The following is a 21071-nucleotide window of genomic DNA, read 5'->3' as shown; positions in this document are numbered from 1 at the left end:
AGAGACAACCTAAAAAAGTTGTCTCTTTCTTGTTATGTTTTCACCATAAAAATTATAAAATTTTCAAATAGACTACTTGATTCACTTCTAATGCTGTTTCATGCTCAAAGAAAATAGCTTTACGATCAAATGCCGCCTTAATTAAAAATCGGCTCCCTTTAAAATAGGACTGTTTTACAACCGCTTGAATGGTGCCCACAGGGGAAACTTTTAATTGATGCGGATACAGCAACACCATTTCATCCTCACCCTCAATCGGCATTAATTGTGACATTCTCAATTCGTTGACTTCTCCAAACAAAGAAGCAACATATTTGTTAATTGGAAATTGATACACTGCTGCAGAAGGAGCTTTTTCAATCACTCTTCCTTGTTGTAAAACTATAGTTTCGTCTGAAAAAGAGAGTGCATCGGTACTATCGTGTGTGGCAATAATACACGTAATTCCTTTTTTCTTTAAATAAGCAAATAAATTACGACGCAGTGCATTTTTTCTAAAATTATCAATATGGCTAAACGGTTCATCTAGTAATAACACCTGAGGTTCTACGGCCAAAACCTTAGCTAATGCAACGCGCTGTTGTTGACCTCCACTCAAATCTTTGGCTCGTACTTTGGCAAACTCAGTCATTTCTACCATTTCAAGTAATTCTTGAACCCTTAATTTTTTTAATGGCATAAAACCGTTGGTTAAAAACTTACCTACATTTTCAGCAACCGTTTCAAAAGGCATCAAATCAAAATCTTGTGCAAGATATTTCATAAAAGGCATACCCGGAATCAAATTGTATTTGGGCCCTAAAACGCGTGTTTTATTAAAGAAAATTTTCCCTTCATTCAAATCATACATTCCATAAATGAGTTTCAGTAAGGTACTTTTACCACAACCGCTCTCGCCAATTAGTGCAATATTTTGTCCTTTTTCTACGGTAAAATCAACATTCTGAATTATCGCTTTGTCTGTGTAAGCGAAGGAAATATTTTGAACTTCAAGCATTATTTATTGTATCATTAGTAAAAAACAAAGATAGTGGCTTTATAAAAAATAAGCTGTTGAAAATTTCATTTTATATAAAAAAAAGCTGCTTCCAATGAAACAGCTTTCTAGCTTTATTTTCTATTTCGAATTATTGACCATTTTTAGCATCTTCAATCATTTTGGCATTGGCAGTTATGGCAAATTCTACTCTTCGATTTTGAGCCATTCCTTCTGGTGTGTCATTTGGCGCAATTGGATCAGCAATCCCAAAACCTGAAGTTTTAAATCGGCTCGCCACTAATCCTTTTCCAATTAAATACGCTTTTACGGATTCGGCTCTTTTTTGGGATAGTGTCAAATTGTACTCTGGTTTTCCGGAACTATCGGTGTATCCAAAAATTTCAATATTGGTATCGCCATATTCTTTAAATACAGGTATCAATTTATCAAGATTGGCTTGTGCTTGGGGAGTCAAACTTGATTTATTGGTATCAAATCGAACGGCATTTTCATTTAAAGTTAAATGAATGCCTTCACCTACACGTTGTACATCAGCGCCTGGTAAGGCTTGACTGATTTCACGTGCTTGTTTGTCCATCTTTTTCCCAATCAAGGCTCCTGCTCCACCTCCTATTGCTGCACCTATTGCTGCACCAAGAGCTGCATTGCCACCATGACCTATATTATTCCCTAAAATCCCACCAATTAGTGCCCCAGCCGCTACGCCAATACCGGCTCCTTTTTGTGTGTTATTAGCATTTTTCACAGAGTTACAAGCGGAAAATAAACTGCTAAATAAAAATACCACTGTCAAGCTTAGAATTGTGATTTTTTTCATGAGTTCTAAAAATTAGTTTGTTTTTTTAAAATAATAAACAATGTTTTTCTGTTGCCCCGCAACATCAATTTTATCGATAAGTTCAAAGCTAGTCTCGGTTTGATTAGCGACTTTCAATAAAAATCCTGATTGGACAGTTTTAGACTTCACACCAGCCTCAACAATTTTGAGAACAAACATTCCTTCATTATTGATGCTCCAAACTATGGGCGAAGAAAACGCGGGACATCCAGCTCCAGTCAATGCCATACTGCCTTTGTTATTGTTAGAAATAAAATTCCAAGTACTACCAATAAAGCATTTAGAATCTGCAATGTTGAATGAATTTACTTTAAAATACTCAGAACCAGGATAGGTTACATCCGTAATTTGCCAATTTCCTTTGATGGCAACTTGTGATTTTTTATCCAATTTGGTTGCTGCAACGGGAGCTGTGGGGGCAACTGCTGGGGCACTTGATTTACAGGCAAATAGCAAAAAAACAAAGGTACCCAATAGAATAAATTTCCTCATAACTATAACTAGTTTAAAATTAATAGATTAACAAAGATACAACACAAAAAAATTGCTTTAACCCGAAATCAATTGTTTTTTTTATATAATCGTTGCGACATTTTGTCATTTTCTAGTCAAATGGTATTCTATTTGAAGCAAGGCTTGCATCAAATTCAACTTAAAATAGTATTATAATTATGACAACAGGTAAAATTAATGTTTCAGTAGAAAACATCTTTCCTCTAATCAAAAAGTTTTTATACAGTGATCACGAAATTTTCTTGCGTGAATTGATTTCAAATGGAACCGATGCTACTCTAAAATTAAAGCACCTAACCAGTATAGGAGAGGCTAAAGTAGAGTATGGCAATCCAATCATTGAAGTTAAAATTGACAAAGAGGGAAAAAAAATTCACATCATTGACCAAGGTCTAGGAATGACTGCTGATGAAGTTGAAAAATACATCAACCAGGTCGCTTTTTCTGGTGCCGAAGAATTCCTAGACAAATACAAAGATTCAGCTAAAGACTCCGGTATTATCGGTCATTTTGGTTTAGGATTCTACTCTGCCTTTATGGTGGCTGAAAAAGTAGAGATTTTCACCAAATCATACAAAGACGAACCAGCCGCTCACTGGACTTGTGATGGTAGCCCAGAATTTTCATTAGAACCTTGCGAAAAAACCGACCGCGGTACTGAAATAGTGTTGCACGTTGCGGAAGATTCTTTAGAGTTTTTGGAAGAAAGCAAAATCAGAGAGTTGTTGAACAAATACAACAAATTCATGCCAATTCCAATTAAGTTTGGAACAAAAAAAGAAACACTTCCTAAACCTGAAGATGCTCCAGAAGACTACAAACCTGAGACTATTGAAGTTGACAACATCATCAACAACCCAAATCCAGCTTGGACTAAACAACCTACGGATTTAAAAGAGGAGGATTACAAAAACTTCTATCGTGAATTGTATCCAATGCAGTTTGAAGAACCGTTGTTTCATATTCACTTAAATGTTGATTATCCTTTCAACTTAACTGGTATTTTGTACTTCCCAAAATTAGGTGCCGATTTACAAATCCAAAGAGATAAAATTCAGTTGTTCCAAAACCAAGTTTATGTAACCGACAACGTAGAAGGTATTGTTCCGGAATTCTTAATGATGCTTCGTGGAGTAGTTGATTCTCCAGACATTCCGTTGAACGTTTCTCGTTCTGGATTGCAAGCTGATGGTGCTGTGAAGAAAATTTCAAATTATATCACTCGTAAAGTTGCCGATAAGTTGAAATCATTATTCAACGAAAACAGAGCTGATTTTGAAGCCAAATGGAATGATATCAAAATTGTATTAGAATATGGAATGCTTTCTGAAGACAAATTCTATGAAAAAGCAGGAGCCTTCGTATTGTATCCAACGGTAGAAGATAAATACTTTACACTTGATGAATTGAAAGAGGCTATCAAGGAAAACCAAACGGATAAAGATGGTAAATTGGTGGTATTGTATGCTGGAAACAAAGAAGCACAACACTCTTATATCGAAATTGCAAAAGATAAAGGATACCAAGTATTGTTGCTAGATTCTCCAATCATTCCTCATTTGATTCAAAAATTAGAATCAGACAACAGCGGACTAACTTTTGTTCGTGTAGATTCTGACCACATTGATAATTTAATCAAAAAAGAAGAAACTGCGATTTCTAAATTATCTTCTGAAGAACAAGACAGTTTGAAATCAGTAGTAGAAAACATTGTTCCTAAACAAACGTATACCGTTCAGTTAGAAGCTTTGGATAGTAGTGCGGCGCCATTCATCATCACACAACCTGAATTCATGCGTCGTATGAAAGAAATGAGTCAAACCGGTGGCGGTGGAATGTTCGGAATGGGTAATTTCCCAGAAATGTACAACTTAGTGGTGAACACCAATTCTGATTTGGCTACCAGCATCTTGAACAATGAAGACAAAACCGTTCAAGAGAACTTGGTAAAACAAGCTCTAGATTTGGCCAAACTCTCTCAAAACTTATTAAAAGGAGAAGCTTTGACAGCTTTTGTAAAAAGAAGTTTTGAAATGATTAAATAATTTGGATTATCTAAAAAAAACTAAGACCTGCAAAATTCGTTTTGCAGGTCTTTTTTATAGTTTTTATTTTGAGCGAATAGAACTTTTACAACTACTAGATTGAATCACAAAAATTTGTGTATTTTTATTGAGAAATTCCAAAGGTATCTCATTATGTACAAACAAGCAACCAACGACTATTTTCTTCCTTCTTTTTTAAAATCTACACCAATAAAGATTTTCATAGTCGCATTTATTTATAATGCTCTTGCTTTCATTAGCTATCAAATTACTGTTACTCCAGACAATATTGCACCTATCTATCCGGCAGCAGGGTTTGCACTTGCTTCGGTTTTAATCATGGGGCGAAAAACGCTCATAGGGATTTGGGTTGGCTCAATAGTTGCCAATTTGTTTGCTTTTTGGGACACTTGTCAAATGCTAAAAATAGCATTAACCAATACTATTATGACTGCTGTTTTAGTGGCAACTGGAGTTACATTGGGAGCAGCTTTGGGCGCCTATTGCATAAATATTCTGAATAAAGGAGAATATCCTTTAAAAACAGGTTTTAGTGTGATACTATTTTTGGCTGTAAGTGTCTTTTACTGTGCCATCTGTTCTTTATTGGGTGTAAGTGCCATTTCGCTTTTTGGATTAAGCGATTCAAATCAATTCATTTTCAACTGGACAACTTGGTGGCAAGGTGACTTGATAGGAACCATTATATTAACACCTTTTTTAACCTCTTGGTTATATCGATATCATATCAAAATTATTGCTACATCACTTTTTGAAGCTATAGCATTGGGTCTAGCCACTATTTTAATATGTGTGTTGGTCGCTTTCGATCATGCTGATGACCAGTACCTATTGCTAATTGTTTTACTCTGGGCTACCTTCCGTTTTAGAATCCGGGGTGTTTCTATTATAGCCGCTTTGTTTGCTTTGCTATCTACCCTTTACGGTAGTTTAGGCTACGGTACCTTTGCCATATTAACACCTGAAGAAGCATTGACCTATATTAATTCTTTTTTTGGCCTAAGTACCATAATTGCTTTAATAATGGCAGGCTTCTATTCGGATTATTTACATAAAAAGCTCGACAAAGCAAAAGCCTAGTGTGTAAAAATAAAAAAACTACTTTCTTAAACATTTGTTAAGATATTTTTCGTTTTTTATTATGGCGCTCTCAAACATTTTATTATTTTTGAATCGCACCAAATTTAAAACTTAACTTCTTATGAAAAATTTAAAAGTAGTATTCTTATCCGTTATTGTAATCGCTCTATCGGTTACTTCTTGCACCAAAGACGAAATAGTAAATGCAACAGACACCAACGCAGTAGTAGCTTCTGCTACAATTGACGCAATGAATGAACTCGATTTCAAAACTGGAACTCAAGTCACATTCGATTATTCTTTATCTAAATCAACCAACAAGTCTTCAGTAAATTCTTTGGTAGGAGCTTGTGCTATTGTCTCGGTGGATAACCTAACACCAAATGTTTTCCCAAAAGTTATTACGATCGACTTTGGAACTGGATGCACCACTAACAACATTACTCGAAAAGGAAAATTAAAAATCACTTTGTCAGGCTTAGTAAGCACTCCAAAAGCTACTATGAAAATAGAACGCGAAAACTATTATGTAAATGGTTTTAAAGTAGAGGGTACTATCGTATATGTTAATGAAACTGTAACCCCCAATATACCACAATGGAGTAGAACAGTTACAAATGGAAAATTAACCAATTTAGAAGGAATGGTGTTCTTGAACGCTGGAACACATACCATCAAACAAACTGAAGGAGTGGGAACCCCATTGATTCTTTCTGATAATACCTATGAAATGATTCAAGGCACACATACAGTTAGCAAAGAGAACGGCCCTAGCCTAACCCTAACTGTGGCAGAAACATTAGTAAAAAAATACGACTGTGATTATGTTTCAAAAGGCAAACTTACAGTAAAAAGTGATTTACTCAATGGAACTATTGATTACGGTAACGGAGATTGTGATAACAAATTTACTTTTACCCATGAAAATGGTTTAGTTTTTAATTTGACCATGTAATTCCTTTTCACTTTAAAAAAAAAACTTCGTTTCAGCTGTGAAACGAAGTTTTTTTTTGGAAGTAAAGGCAAAGTTATTCGACCTTTGCAAAAAAAAAGATGATCCTAAAAATAGAAACTCCGGCACTACTATTCTCTGCAACTTCCTTGATTTTATTGGCATACACCAATCGTTTTTTAACATTAGCCACAATCATACGTGGTTTAAAAAAAGCCTATAAAGAGAAAGAAAACAGTATGATCTTGTTAGAAATCAAAAATTTAAATTTGAGACTAACGCTTATTCGTTACATGCAAATGGCAGGCGTTTTGAGTTTATTCCTCTCTGTTTTTGCCATGTTGCTATTGTATCTTGATCAACAAATTGCTGGGATTTATCTCTTCGGACTAAGCCTTTTCACCTTACTTGTTTCCCTTGGATTATCTTTTTGGGAAATCAATATCTCAGTAGGAGCATTGCGATTGCATTTAAGTGATTTGACTCATAAAGAAAAAACAAAAGACTATCCTGCTAAAACAATCGACAAATAAATAGGCATCCCGAATGTAATGTTAAATGGAAAGGTAACTGCTAGGGCCATCGGTAAAAAAATCCCAGGATTGGCCTTGGGTACCGCAATTTTCATTGCAGCTGGAACAGCTATATAAGAAGCGCTCGAGGCTAAAACAGCAAAAATAAATCGATTCCCCACATCTTCGGTAACAAATTGGCTCAAATAGGCAACTATACATCCGTTAATTAATGGAATGATAATAGCAAAAGCGAAACTAAACCAACCACTTTTAAAAAAATCACCTAATTTTCTACCGCTTACAATTCCCATATCCAAAAGGAAAATCGCTAAAAATCCTTTAAATATATCGGTGGTAAATGGTTTAATTCCTAACGCAGCTTTATCACTAGCCAACAAACCGATGATCAAACTACCGATGATCAACAAAACACTTCCATTTGTAAAAGAATGCTTGATGATTGGGCCAATTTTAGAATCAACAGCTGATTTTTTAGAGAACATTTGAATTAAAATCACACCAACAATAATGGCTGGGGCTTCCATCAAAGCCATAACCGCTACCATATGCCCACTAAAGTTTAGGGATTGCATTTCTAAAAAGGAAATAGCTGTCACAAAAGTCACCGCACTTACCGAACCATAAGCAGCTGCTATAGCCCCAGAATTTTCGATGCTGAATTTTTTCTTTAAAATAAAGAAGGTATACAATGGAATCAAAATGGAAACAACCATTCCGAAAACGACTGACCAAATGATTTCAATCGAAAAATCACTATGAGCCAATTCTTGTCCCCCTTTAAATCCAATGGAAAAAAGAAGATAAAGCGAGATAAACTTTGAGGTGTTGTTTGGTATTTCTAAATCACTTTTAAGATAAACAGCTATAATTCCTAATAGAAAAAATAATAGTGCGGGATTGGTAATGTTTTCAATTAATAAGTCTAAATTCATTGTTATGGTTTTTAATTTATAGTACTGAAGCTCTTTTAAGCTTATCATTTATGGCTATACCTATTCCTTCATTAGGGAATTGTTCTACAATCAACAGATCCAATTTTTTACTGTCTAATTCATGCATAGCGGCATACAACTGGCTAGCTGCTTCATCTAAACTACCTATTCTCGACAATACTTCTTGGTGTACAATTTTCGAGTCATTGTAAAACTGACAAAAGGATAACACCCCTATTCGTTTGTTATTGTGTTGCAAAAGGCTTGTTGCTACATCCGACGAAAAAATAGTAGGTGTCGATGGTGCATAATGTTTAGTCAACATTCCAGGAGCCACTGGTGCTACATCATCTTTAGTAACTATTTTTAAGGCCCCAACTAAAGCTTCAATAGCCGCTATTGAAGTTGCACCTGCTCGATACAAAACAGGCTGTTCCTCTTCGAATCCTACAATAGTCGATTCAATGCCTTTGGCACAAGCTCCACCATCTAATACAAATAATTGATTGGCATTAAAATAGCTAGCAACATGTGCAGCCGTAGTTGGACTAATCGAGCCAAAAGGATTGGCACTTGGAGCGGCTAATGGGAAATCCAACTCTTGTAACAATGCTAATGTCAAAGGATGATTGGGCACACGAACAGCCACTGTATCTTTTCCAGCAGTGATCAGGTCGGATATGTTTTTTTGTTTTTTGAGCACCAAAGTAAGTGGGCCTGGCCAAAACGCTTCTGCCAATATTTTAGCTTTTTCAGGAATAAAAGAAGCTACTTTATCTAATTCATTATAGGATTTTATATGCACAATCAAAGGATTATACAAAGGGCGTTTTTTCAATTCAAATATTTTCTTAATTGATGTATCACTGTAAATGTTTCCACCCAAACCATAAACGGTCTCAGTAGGAATCGCTACAAGTGATTCATTATTTAGTAAAGTGACCGCTTTCGCGATATCAGAAGTAGTACTCATTCTTTAAGGATTACAATAATTACAAAAACCCGGATCTTCAGTTTTTTTATGATTTGGATACAAATGCTCCTTCGTAAAATTACATTTTTTACAACTGTAAATATGACACAAAACAGAGGGGGTTGCATTCCCACACCATGAACAAGGCAAGCCAGTTTTCATATCAGTAATAGTAAACCCGGGTGTTTGACATTCAGGACACAAAGACTGAACATGCTGTACCAATTGCTTTGTAGCCATACTAATAATTTCCATACGAGTAGGATTGTACATAGCCCTCATATCGGTTTCTACAAATACGGCTGGGTGTTTTACTTTTAAATAACGAAACTGTTCCAATAAAACATCAGGAGAAACAATGCCTTTGAGCATATCTTCAGTACTGTTGGCACTAGGTCTAAGAATCAATCCGTGGCTCGGAAATTTTGCCTGAGCAGCAAAATTCATGAGCTCTGTTTCACTGTTAATGTATGAACCTGAAAAATTCGTTTGAAAACTTATTGATCGACCGATAATTTCAAGTTGATTTTCTCGATCCATCAACATGACTAGCTCATCATTTGCAGACGCAAAATAAGCGGAAGGATGTGGACCGAATGATCCTTCGGAGGCAACTGCCAAGTCACAATCTGTGGCAACAATTGCCGCCAAACATTTTTGTCGTGCAACAGTCAAAGCATCAGAAGTTCTAGTTATTTCTCCAGAAAAAGTACCAAAACTATCGGTATCAAAATTTTTTGGTATGGTGCAAATTACCCCTAAACCTTTTTCTAAAATTGGAGCCATTACCTGCTCTTTCTGATGCATAGTGGCAATCACAAGTTGACGCCCTTTGAAACTATTTAGCGTTCTCGAACTCAATTTTAATCTGACTAGTTATTTTTAACTTTAATCCGTTTTCTTCAGCTTTTTCTAGTAATTCTTGAATTAACAATTGAACTTCTTGCAATTCCGCAATTCTTTTTTTGGAGTTCGTTACATCTTTATCGAACCGAATTTCATTACTAAAACTCTCTAATGAGTGGTAATTAATCTTATTATTAATCAAAGGAAACAATACCTTAGCTGCTGCTATTGGAGTGAATTCCCCATCGATCAATTGAAACTGGAAGTTTTTTTCCATAATGTGATTATTAAATTAAAGTTTAAAGTTTAAATCTTTCAACATCTGAGTACCACAAAGAATTCCAATGACCAACAATACACTATAAAAGGAATTCTCAGGTTTCAAAAAAGCAAAAGTTAACAAGACTATCAATACCAATAGAATTGCTGTCAATTTCACTTTCTGTTTAAGAGTTAATTCTTGTGTGTTCATTTTTTTTTTATTTTTCCGTGGCAAAATTCATCAAATCAATTCATTAATTTTTATTTATCTTTGTAATAAACACTATTAAATATTTTTATGAACTACACACTCCATCAATTACAGGTATTTCTAAAAGTAGCGCAATATCAAAGCATTACTAAAGCAGCTGAGGAACTGCATTTAACCCAACCCGCTGTATCCATTCAACTCAAAAATTTTCAAGACCAATTTGAAATTCCGCTAACAGAAATTATTGGCAGAAAACTGTATGTGACTGATTTCGGGAAAGAAATTGTACTAGCTGCCGAAAAAATCATTAATGAAGTACACGCCATCAATTATAAAATGCAGGCCTATCAAGGAAAATTGAGCGGAAGGCTTAAGATTTCGATCGTCTCTACTGGTAAATACATTATGCCTTATTTTCTAGCCGACTTCTTAAAAATGCATCCTGATGTAGAATTAATTTTGGATGTAACCAATAAATCTAAAGTGATTAAAAGTTTAGAAAAAAATGAAGTTGATTTTTCTTTGGTTTCTATTTTACCCGAGACTTTATCAGTCAATCGCATTGAGTTAATGCCCAATCGTTTGTTTCTGGTTTCAAACTCAGAGACCAAGTTTCATGAAAAGATATACGACAAAAACATTATAGAGAACATTCCAATTATTTTGCGAGAAATGGGATCTGGTACCCGACAAAGTATGGAGCAATTCATGCTTTTGAACAATTTGAACGTCAAGAAAAAACTTGAACTGACGAGTAATGAAGCCGTAAAACAAGCCGTAATTGCAGGATTAGGATGCTCCATTATGCCTATTATTGGAGTAAAAAATGAAATCTCGACAGGCATCCTCCAAATCATCCCGGTGCGAGGCTTACCCATTCAATCTACTTGGAATTTAATTTGGCACAAAAACAAAAATTTCTCTCCAATTGCCAAGGCTTATCTTGCTTTTTTAGAAGTACACAAACAAGATATCATCAATAGTAAATTTGATTGGACCAATTCTATTTAATGCTGAATTAAACTTTTAGCAACTAATTGAGTCTTAACTTGAAATAGATTATACTATGAAAAAAGAGTTTCTTTGGTCTCAACGACTAGGTTTTAGCAATCAACAAGCCCTTGCGATTCAAAAATTAGGAATGGAACATTTTCTTCAACAATCGTTTCAAGCACCTTTCAATAGCAGCACACCTGCCTTACTTTCAGATAGTCCAAAGTCATTAGAGGATCTCAAAAAAATCAGACAAACTCGAAAAGAAGATTCTGAAGCGGGTAAAGAATTACTAAAAAAAGAAATCCAAACCTCGAATGCATTAAAAGCTTGGTGGATAGATGAAATGAAAACAGCCGATTTTCCGTTGAGAGAAAAGATGACGCTTTTTTGGGAGAATCATTTTGTTACCTCCTACCAAAAGGTTAAAGTAAATTATTGGATTTTCCAAAAGAACCAAATGCTAAGAGAAAATGCATTTGGCAATTTTAAAACGTTGACCAAAAAAGCAATGCAAACCAACGCAATGGTGCGCTACCTCGATAATGTTGACAACAAAATAGGGAAATTGAACGAAAACCTGAGTAGAGAACTCCTAGAACTTTTCACTCTCGGCATAGGGAATTACTCTGAAGCTGACATAAAAAATGGAGCCAAAGGATTGGCTGGATTAGGAATTGGAGAAACCACTGCGGTCTATCGCCGTTTTTTAGAAGACAATGACCCCATGGAATACCTTGGCAAAAAAGGTGTTTTAAAACTGGATGAAATGGTCGATGCTATTTTTGATCACCCAAAAATCCCCTATTTGCTCACACAAAAAATGCTAAAATGGTTCCTTTATGACGAACCAAAACAAGAATTAGTAACTTACTATGGCGATTATTTTAGAAAAGTCAATTTTGAAATTAAACCTTTGTTGGTCAAAATATTTTCGGAAGAATATGCTAAAAACGATACTGGAGGTTCGAAAATTAAAAATCCATTAGAATACATCCTATTACTTACTAGTGAATTAAAAACTCAAAAACCAGAATCTACTACTATTGCTTTTTTCTTAAAACAACAAGGAATGGATTTATTCAATCCTCCCAATGTAAAAGGATGGGATAGCGGAAAAAGTTGGCTTACCTCTCAAATTTACTTGCAACGAACCAATGTTGCCGATTTACTTTGTAGCGCAAAAAACATTCCGAGGCCAAAACTAGAGAGAGAAAATACATTAGATAAAAAACAGTCCTTATCTATTTCATTAGAATGGAACAACAAAGGAACCAACATTGAAATCATAAAAGAACTAACAGACCGATTGCTGTTTTCTACCGATAACACTCTACAAAAAGACCTTGAAAAAATACTAAAGTACGACTTTGACCCTCAGTCTCCAGGAGCAGATAATGCAGTACTTAGGCTTTTTAATGCTATTATAAAATCACCTGAATTTCAACTTATTTAAATCCAAGTTATGAACAGAAGAAATTTTTTAGCGCTAACAGGAACTTTTACAGGAGGAACATTGATTCTGCCTCAGTTTCTTCACGCCTTTGGCACACAACAACAACTTGTTACAGGAAATGAATGCGTGATTTTTGTTCAGTTGAATGGCGGAAACGACGGGCTCAATACGTACATCCCCTATCAAGACGAACTGTACTATCATCATCGTCCAGCAATAGGGATAGCAAAACAAAACGTTATTACTGGAAACAATGGAATGGGCTTTCACCCTATGTTAAAGGATTTTGCTAAAATGCAACAAAATGGTGATTTAACGGTCATCCAAAATGTAGGATATGCTAATCCAGTTCGCTCTCATTTTAGAAGTCAAGAAATTTGGCAAACGGCTCCTACGAATCAAGAATACCTCAGTCAAGGTTGGCTTGGACGCTACTTGGATTTGCAATGCAATGACCATCAACCCACAGCAGGAATCAACATCGATACTATTGATACATTAGCATTAAAAGGAGAAGAACCCAACAGTATTACAGTGAAAGACCCCAATCGGTTCAACAGCCGTAACTTGTCTGAAACTAAAGATCTATTATCTGAGAATCCCCAATTGGATTTTGTTCGAAAAATTGCCAATTCGGTTACAGAAGGCGCCGATGCCATTCAAGATGCTCTCAAAAAAAGTACGCCTTCTGAAGTTAGCTATCCAAAAACTGGCTTAGCCAAAAATTTAGAATGGATTGCCAAATTGATAAAAGGAAATTTAAATTCTAAAGTATACTATACCTCACTCGGAGGATTTGATACGCACGACAATCAATTGGCCATTCATCAAAATAAACTTAGCGAGCTCAATGATGCTATTTTTAGTTGTTATTCCGATTTGAAAAAAGCACAAGTATTGCAAAACACAACCATAGTAGTGTTTTCTGAATTTGGTCGAAGAGTAAAAGACAACGGAAAGGGAACCGATCACGGAACGGCAGCACCGCTTTTTGTAATTGGCGGTACTACAAAAGGTAAGGTACTTGGAAAAAATCCAAACCTAACAGATTTAGATGAAGGCGATTTAAAATACCAAATCGACTTTAGAAGTGTGTATGCCTCTCTTTTACAACAAAAATTAGGCTTTGATCCAACAAGAATCGGCATCAAAAATAGTCCGCTTCAAGGTTTATTCTAAACCTATTACCTACTTAAGCATCGATTCAAAAAGAAATGCTATATCTTTGCCCGCTTTTTAAAAATTAAAAAATGACAAAGAATCAAGTAATAAAAGGAGTTTTTTTGGTAGGATTAGGTGCAACTAGTTATGGTATGTTGGCTACTTTTGTAAAAATGGCCTATGATCAAGGTTATTCAACTCCAGAAGTAACGACTGCTCAATTCGTACTTGGTATTCTTGGTATGTTATTGATTAATTTATTTCAAAAAAACAAAAAAGGAAATACGGTTGTAAAAGCATCTCCCAAAAACATTTTCCAACTCATAGCAGCAGGAACTTCACTTGGTATGACGAGTGTTTTTTATTATTTAGCTGTAAAATACATTCCTGTTTCTATTGCTATTGTACTGCTGATGCAAACCGTTTGGATGGGCGTTGTTGTGGAGATGGCCATCGACAAAAAATTACCAGCACTCAAAAAAATAATCGCAGTCATCATTGTCTTACTAGGAACTTTTTTGGCTACCAACGTAATAGCTACAACCGTTTCTTTGGATTGGAGAGGAATTGCACTAGGTCTGCTTGCAGCTGCATCTTTTACAGCTACTATGTTTACCGCAAATCATATTGCTAATCACATTTCATCTGCTCAACGGAGTTTATATATGTTGCTTGGTGGTGACATCATCGTGTTTGGTTTTGCACTTTTAACTCAAGTAGGTCCTTTTCAAATGGGAATTTTTATGAAATGGGGAATTGTTTTGGCTCTTTTCGGAACGATTATTCCACCTCTGTTGATGAATGCAGGTTTTCCTCTTACTGGAATTGGGCTTGGCAGTATAGTTTCTGCTCTTGAATTACCCGTTTCTGTAACAATGGCTTACGTTCTTTTGAATGAAGACGTTAACGTTCTTCAATGGTTTGGTATAATTTTTATCATCGTTGCCATCATAATAATGAATACCAATTTTTCAAAAAAGTAAACAAACCCAAAATATTTCTCAATAACACCACCAAACTGTTAATTTTTTTATAAATTCGTAACAAACAACTTGTTATGAATTCACCTTGGCATTTGTATGTAATGGCTTTTCTCTATATAATTGCTGGAATCAATCATTTTAGAGTCCCTCGTTTATATCAAAAAATCATACCTACAAGTTTTCCCAATCCGCCTTTATTGAACATTATAAGCGGAGCTATCGAAATTATTCTAGGGGTTTTATTACTGTTTTCACCAACTACCCAATATGCTGCTTGTGGAATTATCTTGCTCCTAATTGCTGTTTTTCCAATACATATTTTTATGTTAACCAATCCAAAAGCAAGTATGGGACTTCCCAAATGGTTGCTATTCCTGCGTTTACCCTTACAATTCCTGCTGATGTTTTGGGCTTACACTTATACTTTATAAATTTTAAGAATTCACCACAAATTAGTAACTATATAAAAACTAAATACTTATGAAAAAACTATTTGCAGAATTTTTTGGGACATTTTGGCTTGTTTTTGGAGGTTGTGGTAGTGCTTTATTCGCTGCTGGCATACCTGATTTAGGAATTGGCTTTGCTGGAGTATCTCTAGCTTTTGGATTAACGGTACTAACAATGGCTTATGCTGTTGGACACATTTCTGGAGGGCATTTTAATCCCGCTGTTTCTTTTGGTTTATGGGCTGGTGGGCGATTTTCAGCCAAAGATTTGGTTCCATACATCATCGCACAATGTGTTGGTGCAATAGCTGCCGCAGGAACATTATATACTATTGCTACTGAAAAAGTAGGCTTCGTGATTGACAATACCAAAGCTGGAGCTTTTGCCTCAAACGGTTTTGGAGCTTTCTCGCCAGATGGTTATTCTATGCAAGCCGCATTTATAGCAGAGTTTGTTTTAACCTTGTTCTTTCTACTAGTTATACTTGGCGCTACCGATAAATTTGCAAACGGAAAATTTGCTGGAGTTGCCATTGGTTTAGCACTGACGCTAATTCATTTAATCAGTATTCCAATTACCAATACTTCTGTAAACCCTGCTCGTTCATTGTCACAAGCTATTTTTGTGGGAGGAGAACCTTTGGGGCAAGTTTGGTTATTTTGGGTAGCTCCCATTTTAGGAGCAGTGGTTGCAGGTTTTATCTATAAAAATCTATTACAAGACCATTCAGAAGCATAAAAAATAATCTTTTATCAAAAAGAGAAAAAGGACAAAATTGATGTTCTTTTTCTCTTTATTTTTACCAAATGAAATCCCTTTTTGATTCTGAACCTATTGTTTTTGATGTCCCAGATGCATCCATTATTTATTATCCTAATTTCTTCTCAACTGAAGAAGCAACGATTCTTTTTGACACTTTACAAAAGGAAATTTGTTGGCAACAGGACGACATCAAAGTCTACGGAAAAGTGTATCCACAACCGCGGTTAACAGCACTTTTTGGTAACGAAGGAAAATCCTATTCCTACTCGAATATTACTATGCATCCTCATAAATGGTCACCACTGCTAATGAGCATTAAAGAAAAAGTAGAAAAAACAACAGAAGCAATTTATTCTACGGTATTACTTAATTATTATCGTGACGGCAAAGACAGTAATGGATGGCATGCCGACAATGAAAAAGAATTAGGAACCAACCCCATCATAGCATCATTGAGTTTTGGAGCAGAAAGAATGTTTCAACTCAAACACAATGTTATTCCAAATCAAAAAATAAATATACCTTTAGCACACGGCAGTCTTTTAGTAATGAAAGGGACTACCCAGCACTTTTGGAAACATCAAATTCCAAAAACAACAAAACCAATTGGCCCTAGAATTAACCTAACTTTCAGAATTATTCCATAAAACCAAAAAACTTAACCAAATTGATTATGAATGAAATTGTTTCTTATTTTACCACTATTCCTTCTTCGCATAGGAGCCTAATTTTAGTTGGAGGAATTACGATTTTCTGGCTTATCGAAAATGCATTTCCATTGTTCCGTTTTGATTATAAAAAATGGCAACATGCAGGGATCAATATCTTTTTTACACTAACAACAATTATCATAAATTTTTGCTTGGCCTATCTTTTACTAAAAACAGCCGATTGGACTGTTGAAAATAATTTTGGAATACTTCAAATTCTTCCAAAAATGCCATTGTGGTTGTATGCAATTATCGGATTATTGCTATTGGATTTGATTGGAGCTTATTTAGTACATCTCATCGAACATCGAACAAAAGTATTGTGGCGTTTTCATCTTATTCATCATACAGATACGTGGATTGATACTACAACGGCCAATAGACATCATCCTGGAGAAAGTGTCATTCGATTTGCATTTACACTATTAGGAGTTTTTATAGTTGGAAGCCCAATGTGGATGGTGTTCTTATACCAAACATTATCGGTTGTGGCGACTCAATTCAATCATGCTAACATCGCCATGCCAAAAAAAATAGATGTTTTTTTAAGTTACTTCATTGTTTCACCTGATATGCATAAAATTCACCATCATTACAAACTCCCATATACGGATAGTAACTATGGTAATATTTTTTCGGTTTGGGACCGCCTGTTTGGAACCTTTAAAACCATGCCAAGAGAAGAAATAATCTACGGAATTGACACCCATCAAGACCCAAAAGAACACAATGAATTAAAAAACTTATTAAATATTCCGTTCCAAAAACATAGGTCTCCAGAAATAAATTAAGCTCGAAAAAAAAAATTACAATTCAATTAAAGTAATTATTATTTTTATTAATATTGGTATATCGTTAGATACCTATTTTATTAATCATTAACACCAATTTGAATTAATTTTCATGTGATGAAAAAGAGTAACCGCAAAGAATTGAACTGGGAACAAACAGAAAAGCTTGTTACGTTGGCCTTAGAAGAAAGAAATCCCTTCGAAATAATAAAAAAAGAATTCGGACTTTCTGAAAAAGAAGTATTAGAGTTTATGAAAAAGAAAATGCCTGCTGAAAAATATGAAATGTGGAAGAAGAAAGCAATTGCTAGTAAACCTAAACCTAAACCATTAAAAATAGACGATTTTGATGAAGATTTAGATGGTAAATATTATATAAAAAACAAATTAGATTAAACTATACCAACTCCTACTTATCGTAGGAGTTTTTTTTGACTTTAGTATTAAACATCGCAGTCTCTAACTTCATGTAACAAATACATGACTGTTTAGTCTAACTTGAAACCTAAATAAAAAAACATGAAAAAAATAATAGTATCCTTAGCTTTGGCTTCTATACTACTAAGTTGTAAATCTGGTATTTCAACGACAAACATAAGCAAAGAAGAAGTTAAAGTTGCCATTAATCTTACAGATGTAAAAGAAGACAAAGTACAAGTAACTGTTTACGCACCCAAACTATCTTCTGATCAAATTACTTATAGTATTCCAAAAATAATTCCAGGCACTTATTCTAATGACAACTACGGACGTTACATAGAAGATCTAAAAGCATTTGACGAAAAAGGAACACTATTAGAAGTCAAAAAAACAGATGAGAATACTTGGTCTATCCAATCAGCAAAAAAATTAAATAAAATTACATACTTAGTAAACGACACTTACGATACCGAAAAAGGTAGAGGTTTTGGACAAGAAGATATTTTTTCTCCAGCTGGGACTAATATCGAAGCTGGAACCAATTTTGTAGTAAATATGCATGGTTTTGTGGGGTATTTTCAAGATAAAAAAGAAATCCCATACCGAGTAAACATTACTCACCCTGAAACACTTTGGGGAGCTACATCGATGGTTGATTTGGACACAAAAAACAATTCTGATGAATTTGTGGTTTTAAGATATGGTGAACTTGTTGAAAATCCTATAATGTATGCTAAGCCAGATTATACCACATTCACTGTTGATGGAATGGATATTACTATTGCTGTTTTTTCTCCAAATGGAAAAATTACAGTCGAAAGCATCACTCCAGAAATGAAAAAAATGATGATTGCTCAAAAAACATTTTTGGGCAAAATCAATGCAAATAAAAAATACACTGTGTTATTGTATTTATCAAGTATGAAACCAAATGATGCAAAGGGTTTTGGAGCTCTAGAACATCCAACCTGCACAACAGTTGTAATGCCTGAAACAATTCCATTAAACATGCTTCAAGAACAAATGAAAGATGTTGTTTCACATGAATTCTTCCATATTGTTACACCACTTACCATACATTCAAAAGAAATTCAATTCTTTGATTATAACACTCCAAAAATGTCACAACATTTATGGATGTACGAAGGAGTAACAGAATACTTCGCTAATTTATTTCAAATCAATCAAGGTTTAATTACTGAAGAAGCATTCTTTGAAAGAATTGCCGACAAAATCGAGCAAGCCAAAAGAATGAATGATACAATGCCTTTTACTACAATGAGCGCTAATGTATTACAAGAACCGTACAAAGCACAATATCTAAATGTGTACCAAAAAGGAGCTCTTATTGGGATGTGTATTGACATTATTATTCGTGAAAAATCGGAAGGAAAAAGAGGAATTCTTGACTTAATACACAAATTATCAAACGAATATGGTGTTACAAAAGCATTCGATGATAAAGAATTATTCGACAAAATTGTAGCTTTAACTTATCCTGAAGTTGGTGAATTCCTAAAGACATATGTAGCTGGACCGACACCTATTCCTTATGACTTATTTCTAAACAAAGTAGGAGTAGCGAAATCCGTTACTAATGTACCCGGAGGCATTTTCCTAAAAGGACAATCTCCATACATTACTATTATTCCTCAAACAGGTGAAATCGCAATAATACCAAACATTGAATTAAATGAATTCTTCAAAGGATTATCTTTAAAAGGTGGAGACCTTATTTTAGCGATCAATAACAAAGTCTATAATAAAGAAAATATCTTTGAATTAATCACAACCAGTCAAGAATGGAAAGAAAATGACAACATTTCTTTAAAAATAAAGAGAGAGGGTAAAGAAGAAAATATTACCGGAAAAGTTTCTTTACCCTATGAAGAAAAAGAAACTTTCAGTGCCAAAGATGCTTCAAAAAGTGCTTTAAAAGAGGCTTGGTTAAAAGGATAACTTCTATTGACTACTATTCAATCCCAATTTAGAAATAGATTGGGATTTTTTATGAATTAACAGTAGGAGATGGTATTGCAATTCAACATTTTTCTTTATTTTGCGCCAAATTAAAATTCAAATGAAAAAAACTATTTTTGCTCTAGTAGCTCTTTCAACACTACTGGCTTGTACCAAAAACGAGTCTAAAAACAATTTGCATCTCACAGGAAATGTGGCAGGATTAAAAAAAGGAACATTATACATTCAACGATTAAAAGATACCATTCTTGTTACTGTAGATTCTATTAAAATTGATGGCGACTCAAAGTTTGAAACCAACATTCCATTAGAATCTCCAGAAATGTTTTACTTATCTTTAAACAGAGGAGTATCCAATTCATTGGATAACAATCTTCTTTTCTTTGCTGAACCTGGCAATATTACAATTGAAACCAATCTTGATCAATTTTCATATAGCGCAAAAGTAACTGGTTCTGTAAATCATGATTTGTATCAAGAATATAAAAAAATAGATTCACAGTTTAAGGAAGAAAACTTAAACCTAATTGAACAAAAATTTAAAGCTACTAAATTCAATAACATCAAAAAGCTTGATAGTATAAGAATCAAACAAGAGTCAAATATTAAAAGAAGATATCTTTATGCAACCAATTTTGCTGTAAATCATAAAGATCACGAAGTAGCTCCATATATTGCTCTATCTGAAATTTATGACATAAATATCAAATTTTTGGATACTATACAAAAATCAATGACGCCAAAAGTAGCTCAATCCCTATACGGCAAAAAATTGACGAAATTCGTAAACGAAATTAAAAAACAAGAATAAAAGATTATATATTTTATAAAAAGGCTGTCTATATGTAGGCAGCTTTTTTTTTAGATAAATTTAGTGAAACAAAATACTAAAAGTAACTAATATCAATCTGTGACAGAAAAACATTGAGCAGATCCTGTCACTAAGTTATTATTTTAAAAACCTCAAGTAAATGATAAAAAAAAAAAAAACTACTTGAAGTAAACAGAAACAAAAGAGTACTTGAAAAAGCAGTTATCCCAAAAAAATAAGATAATCTGATAAAAAAACAATGATTAAATAGCACAAATGCAGCTGCAGAATCTTTTAATGCAAAAACAAAAGCCTTTAGAAGTCAATTTAGAGGAGTGAGAGAAAA

Annotated in this window: 22 protein-coding genes; 15 read left to right on the top strand and 7 right to left on the bottom strand. The window is 34.4% G+C overall.

The annotated features are described in order from the left end of the window. Positions 1 to 52: 52 nt before the first annotated feature. The 3 genes from ACSVH5_RS02995 to ACSVH5_RS02985 form a co-directional block, all read right to left on the bottom strand. Entirely contained in the window at positions 53 to 997 is a 945-nt protein-coding gene (locus tag ACSVH5_RS02995; RefSeq protein ID WP_438059985.1) for an ABC transporter ATP-binding protein, read from the bottom strand. Between the two features lie 130 nt (positions 998 to 1127). Beyond that, a complete protein-coding gene (locus tag ACSVH5_RS02990) occupies positions 1128 to 1817 on the bottom strand; it encodes an OmpA family protein (RefSeq protein WP_438059984.1) in 690 nt (229 codons plus the stop codon). A 12-nt stretch (positions 1818 to 1829) separates the two neighbouring features. Next, positions 1830 to 2330, bottom strand: a complete 501-nt coding sequence (locus ACSVH5_RS02985) for a lipocalin family protein (RefSeq protein WP_438059983.1) — start codon at positions 2328 to 2330, stop codon at positions 1830 to 1832. A 179-nt stretch (positions 2331 to 2509) separates the two neighbouring features. Here ACSVH5_RS02985 and htpG point away from each other — a divergent pair, with 179 nt between their 5' ends. The 4 genes from htpG to ACSVH5_RS02965 all read left to right on the top strand — a co-directional run bounded on the left by htpG (position 2510) and on the right by ACSVH5_RS02965 (position 6982). Further along, positions 2510 to 4396 carry a molecular chaperone HtpG gene (gene htpG, locus ACSVH5_RS02980; protein WP_438059982.1) on the top strand — a complete coding sequence of 629 codons (1887 nt, stop codon included), beginning with the start codon at positions 2510 to 2512 and terminating at the stop codon, positions 4394 to 4396. Between the two features lie 153 nt (positions 4397 to 4549). Continuing rightward, positions 4550 to 5497: an MASE1 domain-containing protein gene (locus ACSVH5_RS02975; protein WP_438059981.1), complete on the top strand. Its 948-nt coding sequence runs from the start codon at positions 4550 to 4552 to the stop codon at positions 5495 to 5497. A 121-nt stretch (positions 5498 to 5618) separates the two neighbouring features. Further along, positions 5619 to 6452, top strand: coding sequence for a hypothetical protein (locus ACSVH5_RS02970; protein ID WP_438059980.1), 834 nt, complete (start codon positions 5619 to 5621; stop codon positions 6450 to 6452). Between the two features lie 98 nt (positions 6453 to 6550). Continuing rightward, a complete protein-coding gene (locus ACSVH5_RS02965; protein ID WP_438059979.1) occupies positions 6551 to 6982 on the top strand; it encodes a DUF2721 domain-containing protein in 432 nt (143 codons plus the stop codon). On the opposite strand, the gene ACSVH5_RS02960 is transcribed toward ACSVH5_RS02965, so the two are convergent. The 4 genes from ACSVH5_RS02960 to ACSVH5_RS02945 are packed head-to-tail and all read right to left on the bottom strand — an operon-like array spanning position 6955 to position 10013. After that, entirely contained in the window at positions 6955 to 7917 is a 963-nt protein-coding gene (locus ACSVH5_RS02960) for a sodium-dependent bicarbonate transport family permease (RefSeq protein ID WP_438059978.1), read from the bottom strand. The two genes, ACSVH5_RS02965 and ACSVH5_RS02960, sit on opposite strands and share 28 nt — an antisense overlap. A 16-nt stretch (positions 7918 to 7933) precedes the next feature. Next, entirely contained in the window at positions 7934 to 8890 is a 957-nt protein-coding gene (locus ACSVH5_RS02955) for an L-threonylcarbamoyladenylate synthase (protein WP_438059977.1), read from the bottom strand. A 3-nt stretch (positions 8891 to 8893) separates the two neighbouring features. Continuing rightward, positions 8894 to 9751 carry a DUF6671 family protein gene (locus tag ACSVH5_RS02950; protein WP_438059976.1) on the bottom strand — a complete coding sequence of 286 codons (858 nt, stop codon included), beginning with the start codon at positions 9749 to 9751 and terminating at the stop codon, positions 8894 to 8896. Then, positions 9729 to 10013 (bottom strand): hypothetical protein, encoded by a 285-nt coding sequence (locus ACSVH5_RS02945; RefSeq protein ID WP_438059975.1) that lies wholly within the window; start codon positions 10011 to 10013, stop codon positions 9729 to 9731. Before ACSVH5_RS02945 ends, ACSVH5_RS02950 begins: the two co-directional genes overlap by 23 nt. A 282-nt stretch (positions 10014 to 10295) precedes the next feature. Between ACSVH5_RS02945 and ACSVH5_RS02940 the strand changes: the two genes are divergently transcribed. The 11 genes from ACSVH5_RS02940 to ACSVH5_RS02890 all read left to right on the top strand — a co-directional run bounded on the left by ACSVH5_RS02940 (position 10296) and on the right by ACSVH5_RS02890 (position 20725). Then, positions 10296 to 11219, top strand: coding sequence for a LysR family transcriptional regulator (locus tag ACSVH5_RS02940; protein WP_438059974.1), 924 nt, complete (start codon positions 10296 to 10298; stop codon positions 11217 to 11219). 55 nt (positions 11220 to 11274) lie between these two features. After that, complete coding sequence (locus ACSVH5_RS02935; protein WP_438059973.1) at positions 11275 to 12657, top strand: DUF1800 domain-containing protein; 1383 nt, start codon at positions 11275 to 11277, stop codon at positions 12655 to 12657. Between the two features lie 9 nt (positions 12658 to 12666). Then, positions 12667 to 13836 (top strand): DUF1501 domain-containing protein, encoded by a 1170-nt coding sequence (locus ACSVH5_RS02930; protein ID WP_438059972.1) that lies wholly within the window; start codon positions 12667 to 12669, stop codon positions 13834 to 13836. Positions 13837 to 13907: 71 nt separating this feature from the next. Beyond that, positions 13908 to 14801, top strand: a complete 894-nt coding sequence (locus ACSVH5_RS02925) for an EamA family transporter (RefSeq protein ID WP_438059971.1) — start codon at positions 13908 to 13910, stop codon at positions 14799 to 14801. Positions 14802 to 14875: 74 nt separating this feature from the next. Further along, complete coding sequence (locus ACSVH5_RS02920) at positions 14876 to 15232, top strand: DoxX family protein (protein ID WP_438059970.1); 357 nt, start codon at positions 14876 to 14878, stop codon at positions 15230 to 15232. Between the two features lie 49 nt (positions 15233 to 15281). Further along, positions 15282 to 15989, top strand: a complete 708-nt coding sequence (gene aqpZ, locus ACSVH5_RS02915) for an aquaporin Z (RefSeq protein ID WP_438059969.1) — start codon at positions 15282 to 15284, stop codon at positions 15987 to 15989. Between the two features lie 68 nt (positions 15990 to 16057). Then, positions 16058 to 16660 (top strand): alpha-ketoglutarate-dependent dioxygenase AlkB family protein, encoded by a 603-nt coding sequence (locus ACSVH5_RS02910; RefSeq protein WP_438059968.1) that lies wholly within the window; start codon positions 16058 to 16060, stop codon positions 16658 to 16660. Positions 16661 to 16686: 26 nt separating this feature from the next. Beyond that, a complete protein-coding gene (locus ACSVH5_RS02905; protein WP_438059967.1) occupies positions 16687 to 17514 on the top strand; it encodes a sterol desaturase family protein in 828 nt (275 codons plus the stop codon). A 117-nt stretch (positions 17515 to 17631) separates the two neighbouring features. Beyond that, a complete protein-coding gene (locus ACSVH5_RS02900; RefSeq protein WP_159686937.1) occupies positions 17632 to 17910 on the top strand; it encodes a DUF2805 domain-containing protein in 279 nt (92 codons plus the stop codon). A gap of 123 nt (positions 17911 to 18033) precedes the next feature. Continuing rightward, on the top strand, positions 18034 to 19893 hold the full coding sequence (locus ACSVH5_RS02895) for a peptidase M61 (protein WP_438059966.1): 1860 nt from the start codon (positions 18034 to 18036) through the stop codon (positions 19891 to 19893). A 121-nt stretch (positions 19894 to 20014) separates the two neighbouring features. Next, positions 20015 to 20725 (top strand): DUF4369 domain-containing protein, encoded by a 711-nt coding sequence (locus ACSVH5_RS02890; RefSeq protein WP_438059965.1) that lies wholly within the window; start codon positions 20015 to 20017, stop codon positions 20723 to 20725. Positions 20726 to 21071 lie beyond the last annotated feature (346 nt).

Origin of the sequence: Flavobacterium sp. RSSA_27, from assembly GCF_051547125.1 — a bacterium.
Classification (GTDB): domain Bacteria; phylum Bacteroidota; class Bacteroidia; order Flavobacteriales; family Flavobacteriaceae; genus Flavobacterium.
Note: the sequence above shows the minus strand (reverse complement) of the source record. Positions and strands in the feature narration are given on the sequence as shown.

What these genes read in the sequence shown, in the direction of transcription:
- ACSVH5_RS02995 (WP_438059985.1), bottom strand. Translation starts at nt 997, where the DNA reads ATGCTTGAAGTTCAAAATATTTCCTTCGCTTACACAGACAAAGCGATA.
- ACSVH5_RS02990 (WP_438059984.1), bottom strand. Translation starts at nt 1,817, where the DNA reads ATGAAAAAAATCACAATTCTAAGCTTGACAGTGGTATTTTTATTTAGC.
- ACSVH5_RS02985 (WP_438059983.1), bottom strand. Translation starts at nt 2,330, where the DNA reads ATGAGGAAATTTATTCTATTGGGTACCTTTGTTTTTTTGCTATTTGCC.
- htpG (WP_438059982.1), top strand. Translation starts at nt 2,510, where the DNA reads ATGACAACAGGTAAAATTAATGTTTCAGTAGAAAACATCTTTCCTCTA.
- ACSVH5_RS02975 (WP_438059981.1), top strand. Translation starts at nt 4,550, where the DNA reads ATGTACAAACAAGCAACCAACGACTATTTTCTTCCTTCTTTTTTAAAA.
- ACSVH5_RS02970 (WP_438059980.1), top strand. Translation starts at nt 5,619, where the DNA reads ATGAAAAATTTAAAAGTAGTATTCTTATCCGTTATTGTAATCGCTCTA.
- ACSVH5_RS02965 (WP_438059979.1), top strand. Translation starts at nt 6,551, where the DNA reads ATGATCCTAAAAATAGAAACTCCGGCACTACTATTCTCTGCAACTTCC.
- ACSVH5_RS02960 (WP_438059978.1), bottom strand. Translation starts at nt 7,917, where the DNA reads ATGAATTTAGACTTATTAATTGAAAACATTACCAATCCCGCACTATTA.
- ACSVH5_RS02955 (WP_438059977.1), bottom strand. Translation starts at nt 8,890, where the DNA reads ATGAGTACTACTTCTGATATCGCGAAAGCGGTCACTTTACTAAATAAT.
- ACSVH5_RS02945 (WP_438059975.1), bottom strand. Translation starts at nt 10,013, where the DNA reads ATGGAAAAAAACTTCCAGTTTCAATTGATCGATGGGGAATTCACTCCA.
- ACSVH5_RS02940 (WP_438059974.1), top strand. Translation starts at nt 10,296, where the DNA reads ATGAACTACACACTCCATCAATTACAGGTATTTCTAAAAGTAGCGCAA.
- ACSVH5_RS02935 (WP_438059973.1), top strand. Translation starts at nt 11,275, where the DNA reads ATGAAAAAAGAGTTTCTTTGGTCTCAACGACTAGGTTTTAGCAATCAA.
- ACSVH5_RS02930 (WP_438059972.1), top strand. Translation starts at nt 12,667, where the DNA reads ATGAACAGAAGAAATTTTTTAGCGCTAACAGGAACTTTTACAGGAGGA.
- ACSVH5_RS02925 (WP_438059971.1), top strand. Translation starts at nt 13,908, where the DNA reads ATGACAAAGAATCAAGTAATAAAAGGAGTTTTTTTGGTAGGATTAGGT.
- ACSVH5_RS02920 (WP_438059970.1), top strand. Translation starts at nt 14,876, where the DNA reads ATGAATTCACCTTGGCATTTGTATGTAATGGCTTTTCTCTATATAATT.
- aqpZ (WP_438059969.1), top strand. Translation starts at nt 15,282, where the DNA reads ATGAAAAAACTATTTGCAGAATTTTTTGGGACATTTTGGCTTGTTTTT.
- ACSVH5_RS02910 (WP_438059968.1), top strand. Translation starts at nt 16,058, where the DNA reads ATGAAATCCCTTTTTGATTCTGAACCTATTGTTTTTGATGTCCCAGAT.
- ACSVH5_RS02905 (WP_438059967.1), top strand. Translation starts at nt 16,687, where the DNA reads ATGAATGAAATTGTTTCTTATTTTACCACTATTCCTTCTTCGCATAGG.
- ACSVH5_RS02900 (WP_159686937.1), top strand. Translation starts at nt 17,632, where the DNA reads ATGAAAAAGAGTAACCGCAAAGAATTGAACTGGGAACAAACAGAAAAG.
- ACSVH5_RS02895 (WP_438059966.1), top strand. Translation starts at nt 18,034, where the DNA reads ATGAAAAAAATAATAGTATCCTTAGCTTTGGCTTCTATACTACTAAGT.
- ACSVH5_RS02890 (WP_438059965.1), top strand. Translation starts at nt 20,015, where the DNA reads ATGAAAAAAACTATTTTTGCTCTAGTAGCTCTTTCAACACTACTGGCT.